We start from the raw sequence: 6308 nt of genomic DNA, 5'->3' as shown, positions 1-6308 counted from the left end.
CCAGCGCCAGCGTCAGCAGCGCGCGCCCGGGCTGCACGATCTGCCCGGGCTCGACGCTGCGCAGCAGCACGCGCGCATCGGCGGGTGCGCGGATCTCCGACTGCTCGAGCCGCGCCTGTGCGGCGGTCACCGCGGCCTGGGCCAGGGCGAGCTGGGCCTGCGCCTGCACGACGTCCGTGCCCTGGTCGGCGTTGGCGCCGGCCTGCGCCTGCGCGGCCTCGCGCTGCGCCTGCGCCACCGCCACGGCGCGCTGCGCGTCGTCGAGCCGCGCGGCGCTGAGGAAACCGCGCGCGACGAGATCCTCGGTGCGTTGCAAGTCGGCCTGCGCGGCGCGCAGCACCGATTCCGCCTGCGCCACGCCGGCCCGCGCGGCACTGCGGCCGGTGCTCTTCAGCCCGGCCAAGCGGGCCTGTGCCTGCCGCTCGCTGGCGCGGGCCTGGGCCAGGGCGGCACGCAGTTCCTCGCTTTCCAGGCGCAGCAGCACGTCGCCGCCCCGCACCGCCTCGCCCTCGCGCACCGCCACTTGCTCGACGCGGCCGGTCAGCGTGCTGCCGAGCTCGACGCGCGAAGCGCTGGCCACCCGCGCCGAGAACACCAGCGTGCGCACCAGCGGCCGCTCCTGCACGACGATTGCCGGCACCGTCGGCGGCCGCGTCGACAGCCATGCGACCGAGGCGGCGAGTGCGGCGGCAGCAGCGACCAGAATGACGAGGGTGCGGCGGTTCATCGCACCCATTGTTCCATCGGCGGGACGCCGCCCGCCTGACGGGGCCCAAACCCCGCTCGACGACGCGACGCGGCTCAGTCGCCACGGTCGTTGTCCTCGACGTCGATGCGCTGCCGCGCCGCATTGACCACCAGCGCCGTCCAGCGCTCCTGCTGCCAGGGCGTGGCGGCCCAGTCGCTGCCGAACAGGCCGCTGCCGTGGCGGTGCATCACCAGCGCGATCTGCGCCGAAGGCACGTGCCCGGCATCGGCGAGTGCCGCGAATCGCGCGTAGGCATGGGCATGGCGGCCGCCGCGGAAGGCCTGGGTGGCCTGGTCGAAGCGGGCCTGCGGCTCGGCCGTGGGCAGGATCGGGCCGCGCTCGACCGGCACCTCCTGCAGGCAGCCGACGAGCAAGAACGCGGACGCGAGGGACAGGGAGACGGGAAACAAGGTTCGCATGGGCACTCCGTGGACCGGTGCACGGCGCCCGGTGCGTCGTGCTCACCCTGTCTCACGCAGTGCGCCGGGCGATCCGGACAGGCCGGCCGCGCGCCAGGCGCGACGCAGCTGCAGGTCGGAGTGGAAGCCGGCGGCCTCGGCCGCCGCCGTCACCGTGCTGCCGGCGGACAGCGCGCTGCGCGCCAGCGCCAGGCGGATGCCGCGCAGGTAGGCCAGCGGCGTGATGCCGGCGTGCATGCCGAACAGGCGCGTCAGCGTGCGCGGCGTGGTGTGCGCCAGCGCCGCCATGCGCGCCACGCTCCAGTGCTCGCGCGGCGCGCTCGACAGCGCGTCCTGCACCCGGTGCAGCCGCGCGTTGAAGTGCTGGCGATGGGCCAGGAAGGGCGAGAGCTGCGGATCGTCGGGCCCGCGACGCAGGGCCACGGCCATGCGCTGCGCCACCCGCGCGGCGACCACCGGCCCACAGTGTGCGGCCACCAGGTGCAGCGCGAGGTCGATGCCGGCGGTCACGCCGGCGCTGCTCCACACCTCGCCGTCCTGCACGAATACGCGGTCGGGCACCACGATGGCGTCGGGCGCGCGGCGCGCGAGCTCTTCGAGATCGGCGTGATGGGTGGTCGCGCGCCGGCGCGCGAACAGCCCGGCCGAGGCCGCCAGCAGCGCGCCCGAGCACACCGTCACCAGCCGCGTGCCCCGAGCACCCGGCTGCAGCCGGCGCAGCCAGTCGATGACGAGGCGGTCCTCCTGGTCGTCGTCGCGGCGATGCCCGGTCGACGTGCGGCCCACCAGCACCACCCAGGCCGGCGCGTCGAGGCGTTCGGGCAGCGGCGCGAGCCCGGCGATGGTGGCCCCCACCGAGCTCGCCGACTCCGCGCGCGGGGCGACGAAGTGCAGACGGAACGCCGGCGCACGCGCCGGCAGCTCGGTGTTGGCAAAGCGCAGTGCCTCGGCCGGCCCCGCCCAGTCGAGGATCAGGCTGCCTCGGGGTAGGACGAAGAAGACGTCAACCGGCGCGGACATGCGCCAGAGTCTCCTCCACGCCCATCACCTGCGCAAAGCGGCCCTTCAGCACGGCGGCGGTGCGTGCCACGATGTCGGCCGCGCGCAGCGGCGTGCCGTCGGCCAGCGCCATGTCGAAGGTCAGCGTGGCCTCGGGCACGAACACCACCTTCCAGCCGAGGTCGCTGGCATGGCGTGTGGTGGTTTCGCAGCACTGCTCGGTGCGGATGCCGCTGACCACGATCTCGCCGATGCCCTGCTCGGTGAGCCACACGTCCAGCCCGGTGCCGACCAGGGCGCTGTGGCGCGTCTTGCGCACCTCCAGCGCCGCGGCGAAGTCGCGCAGGCCTTCCAGCGGCTTGACCAGGCCGCTGGCCGGCGAGAAGGCATCGGCCGCTTCGCCGCCGGGCGAGACGTGGAACACGCGCACGATCGGCAGGCCGCGCGCCACGAAGCCCTCGATCAGCCGGTTCTGCGCCGCCAGGAAGGCCGGCACCGCCTCGGCGCTGAAATAGGGGCGACGGGTGAAGGACTGCTGGACGTCGACGACGATCAGGGCGCTGCGCATGGGGGCTCCGTTTCGGCAGGGTTTGGAAGCCTGCACTGTGCCGCCCCGACCGAGGGCGCGCCACGCACCCCCGGCCGATCACCGATCACTTCCGGACAGGCGGCGGCAGCTCCACCAGCGGCGCGAAGGAAGAGCGCAGATGCGCCGTCAGCTCGTCGCGCGTGCCGGTGCGGCCGGCCGGACGCCAGCCTGCCGGCAGCGGCTTCGCGCTGGGCCAGACGGCGAATTCGCGGGCGTCGTTGACGACGATCTGGTGCTGGAGGGTTGGCCGGGGAGCGCGCATGACACGAGTGTGTCGCGGCCGGCGGCCCTGCCCAAGGGGGGCGACCCCGCAGAGCGGGAGATTTTCACGCTGGCGTCGCGTGCGCCCGCCTCAGCGCTGCACGCACTCGGCCAGCGGCAGGTGAACCGCCTGCAGCGTCCGGCCCTGGGCATCGTCGGCGAGCACGGCCACCGCCCAGGAATCCGCACGGGACGAAACGGCTTCGGCGGGCCGCTTCAGCAGCACGGCGGTCCCGGTGCCGAGGGGCAGCGGCCCCTGCCAGTCGCGCACCACCCCGTCGTTGCGCAGGGTTTCGCCGCGGTTCTCGCCGGCATCCACGCGGGTGGTCAGGCCGCTGCCCAGCAGCATCACCCACAGCCGCGCGCCCGCCGGCCCCTGCCCGGCCACACGCACGGCCACCTCGCTCGATCCGATGCGATCGACCGTCAGCGTGAGCCGTGCCGTGGCGGCCTGGCGACCGATCTCCTCCAGCCGCGCCTCGAATCGGCCGGCCACGGACCAGTCGCGAAGCTCCAGACCCTGGACGAACACCCCCGGCGTATAGACGCTGCGACTGGCGTTGGCGCGCGCCAGGTCACGCTGGCGCGCGGTGAACTCGCTTCGCGCGAACGGATCGCGCCAGCCGATGTAGTCCCAGTAGGCGACATGCATCGACAGCGGCAGCACACGATCGCCATGACGGCGGCGAAGCCCGCCGAGCCATCGGTCCGCCGGCGGGCAGCTGGAACAGCCCTGGGAGGTGTACAGCTCGACGACGACCGTCGGCATCGGCCCGCTCCTGACTTCGCAGGCGGAGGATGAAGGCGAAGTCGCCGCGGCAGGCGCCAGCACCAGGCAGGTGGAGGCGGTGGCGAGAAGGGTGCGGATGCCGTTCGTCATGGTCGTGTCCCGGTGGCGCTGCGATCGGGGCGCGGCGCACGCCCCTGATGCCCATTCGCTGCATCACCGCCCCGGGTTACAGCGGCGGCCTGTTACGCTTGCCGCGATGGTTTCCCGCAACGACGGCCTCGCGCTCCAGGACCTGCTGCTCACCGAAGCGGTGAAGGACCTCGAGGCCGGGACGCCTCTGCGCGACGACGCCGCACTGGCCGAGGCCGTGGCCGCCGGCGCCGGGCGCCAGGCCCGCCTGGTGCAGCGCGCGCGCCGCCTGGCCGCCGACACCGGGCTCGACGTGGACGTCGTGCGGCTGCGTGACCGGCTGGTCACGCTGGGCCTGGGGCTGGCGGCGCTCGGCGTCGCGCTCGCCGGCCTGGTCTCGCTGGCCATGCTGGGCGACGGCCGGCGCATCAACGCCGTGGCCGCGATCGCGCTGCTGATCGCGCCCAACCTGATGGGCATCCTGGTCTGGGCGGCGTTCGCCGCGCTGGGCCCGCGCGGCAGCGGCGCCGGCGCGTTCGGCCGCGCGGTGGCGGCACTGGCGCGGCATCGACGCGCACCGGAACACGTGCGCCGAGTCTGGCCGGCGGCTGCGCGCGTGCTCGACGCGCAGGGCCTCACGGCCTGGGCGCTGGGCGGGCTCAACCACCTGCTGTGGGCGATGGTCTACGCCGCGGCGGCGCTGATCCTCGGGCTGGTCTTCGCGCTCAGCGAATACCGCCTCGGCTGGGAGACGACCATCCTCGCGCCGCAGACGCTGCACGACATCGCCCGCGGCATCGCCTGGCTGCCGGAACACATCGGCCTGCCTGCGCAGGTGCCCGAGCAGCTCGGCGACCCCGACGCTTCCCGGCTGCTCGGCCGCTGGCTGATCGCCGGCACGCTCGCCTACGGCACGCTGCCGCGCGCGCTCATGGCGCTGCTGTGCGCTGCAGTGCTGCTGAAGCGCCGGCGCGGCTTCGCGCTCGACCTCGACGACCCCTACCACCGCCGCGTGCTCGCGCGCCTGGAGGCGCTGGCGCCGACGCGGGTGATCGACGACGAGCACGCGTCACCCGCCGCGGTGCGCGCCCTGCCCGGCGGCGACGTCGAGGCCGGCACGCTGGTGCTGGTGGGCTTCGAGCTGCCCACCGAGCTGCCGCTGCCCGCCACGCTGCTCGAACGTGCCCGCTGGAGCGAGCGGCTGGACGGCGGCATCGAGGATCGCCAGGCCGTGCTGCGCCGCCTGGCCGACCATCCGCCGGCGCAGTTGCTGCTGGCCTGCCACGCGCCCTCCACGCCCGACCGCGGCACGCTGCGCTTCCTCGAGGCGGCGCGCGCCGGCCGCATCGCGCTGCTGCTGCTCGGCGATGGCGTACACGCCGCGCGCTGGCGCGACTGGCTCGACGCCGCCGGCCGCGACGACATCGCCGTGCTCACCGACGCCGACGAGGCCCTGGCCGCCCATGGCTGAGACGATCAGCCTCGCCGTCGTCGGCCACACCAACGCCGGCAAGACCTCGCTGCTGCGCACGCTGACACGGCGGCGCGATTTCGGCGAGGTCTCGGCGCGCCCTGGCACCACGCGGCACGTCGAGGCGGTGGAACTCGCCTCCGACGACGGCGTGGTACTGCGCTTCCTCGACACGCCGGGCCTGGAAGATCCGATCGCGCTGCTCGACGCGCTCGGCCCGCTGCGAGCCGACATGACGCCGCCGCAGCGCATCCGCGCGATGCTCGCCACGCGCGCCGCGCAGGCCGAGTTCGAGCAGGAGGCGAAGGTGCTGCGCGCGCTGCTCGATGTCGACGCCGCGCTGTTCGTGGTCGACAGCCGCGAGCCGGTGGTCGCCAAGTTCCGCTGCGAGGCGGAGATCCTCGCTTCGTGCGGCAAGCCGGTGCTGCCGGTGCTCAACTTCGTGCGCGACCCGTCCTCGCGCGAGGACGCCTGGCGAACGCTGCTGGCCGACTTCGGGCTGCATGCGCAGGTGCGCTTCGATGCGGTGGCGCCCTTCGACGGCGGCGAGGCCCAGCTCTACGCGGCGCTGCAGGCGCTGCTGCCGCAGCGCCAGGCCGCGCTGCGCGCGATGGCGGCGTTCGTCGAGCGCGAACGTGCCGCGCGTGATGAGGCCGGGCGCCGCACGGTGGCGCAGGCGCTGCTCGCGCTGGCGGCGCTGCGCGTCACGGTCTCCCGCGAGGAGCTGGCGGATGCGGCGCGCAAGGCGGCCATCGTCGAGGCCTTCCGCACCGACGTGCTGCAGCGCGCGCGGCGCGCCGTGCACGAGCTGCTCGACCTGCACGCCTTCGCGCGCGACGATGCCGAGCTGGCGATGCTGCCCTGGCTCGACGGGCGCTGGGCCGCCGACCTCTTCCACCCGGAGACGCTGCGCGACGCCGGCGTGCGGCTCGGCAAGGGCGCCGCCATCGGCGCCGGCGTAG

8 protein-coding genes are annotated in these 6308 nt (G+C 74.8%); 2 read left to right on the top strand and 6 right to left on the bottom strand.

Annotated features, from left to right (window positions below):
• The 6 genes from AB7U92_RS19710 to AB7U92_RS19685 form a co-directional block, all read right to left on the bottom strand.
• A partial coding sequence (locus tag AB7U92_RS19710) for an HlyD family secretion protein (RefSeq protein ID WP_428580907.1) occupies nt 1-727 on the bottom strand: 727 nt, incomplete at its 3' end.
• A 74-nt stretch (nt 728-801) separates the two neighbouring features.
• Nucleotides 802-1167, bottom strand: a complete 366-nt coding sequence (locus AB7U92_RS19705; protein ID WP_428580904.1) for a hypothetical protein — start codon at nt 1165-1167, stop codon at nt 802-804.
• 42 nt (nt 1168-1209) lie between these two features.
• On the bottom strand, nt 1210-2187 hold the full coding sequence (locus AB7U92_RS19700) for a GlxA family transcriptional regulator (protein ID WP_428580901.1): 978 nt from the start codon (nt 2185-2187) through the stop codon (nt 1210-1212).
• The gene (locus AB7U92_RS19695; RefSeq protein ID WP_428580898.1) at nt 2171-2734 is read right to left on the bottom strand and encodes an isochorismatase family protein; all 564 of its coding nucleotides are present in this window, start codon (nt 2732-2734) and stop codon (nt 2171-2173) included. The genes AB7U92_RS19700 and AB7U92_RS19695 overlap by 17 nt, the downstream gene beginning before the upstream one ends.
• Before the next feature lie 85 nt (nt 2735-2819).
• Nucleotides 2820-3017 carry an MbtH family NRPS accessory protein gene (locus tag AB7U92_RS19690; RefSeq protein ID WP_428580895.1) on the bottom strand — a complete coding sequence of 66 codons (198 nt, stop codon included), beginning with the start codon at nt 3015-3017 and terminating at the stop codon, nt 2820-2822.
• A gap of 90 nt (nt 3018-3107) precedes the next feature.
• Nucleotides 3108-3896 carry a DUF1223 domain-containing protein gene (locus tag AB7U92_RS19685; protein WP_428580892.1) on the bottom strand — a complete coding sequence of 263 codons (789 nt, stop codon included), beginning with the start codon at nt 3894-3896 and terminating at the stop codon, nt 3108-3110.
• 106 nt (nt 3897-4002) lie between these two features.
• On the opposite strand from AB7U92_RS19685, the gene AB7U92_RS19680 reads away from it, so the two are divergent.
• A complete protein-coding gene (locus tag AB7U92_RS19680) occupies nt 4003-5346 on the top strand; it encodes a DUF2868 domain-containing protein (protein WP_428580889.1) in 1344 nt (447 codons plus the stop codon).
• The coding region (locus tag AB7U92_RS19675; protein ID WP_428580886.1) for a DUF3482 domain-containing protein at nt 5339-6308 on the top strand (970 nt) is incomplete at its 3' end. The genes AB7U92_RS19680 and AB7U92_RS19675, both read left to right, overlap by 8 nt.

This window comes from Piscinibacter sp. (assembly GCF_050175855.1).
Lineage (GTDB): Bacteria > Pseudomonadota > Gammaproteobacteria > Burkholderiales > Burkholderiaceae_C > Piscinibacter.
The sequence above is the reverse complement of the archived record's forward strand: the minus strand, read 5'-3'. Positions and strand labels throughout refer to the sequence as shown.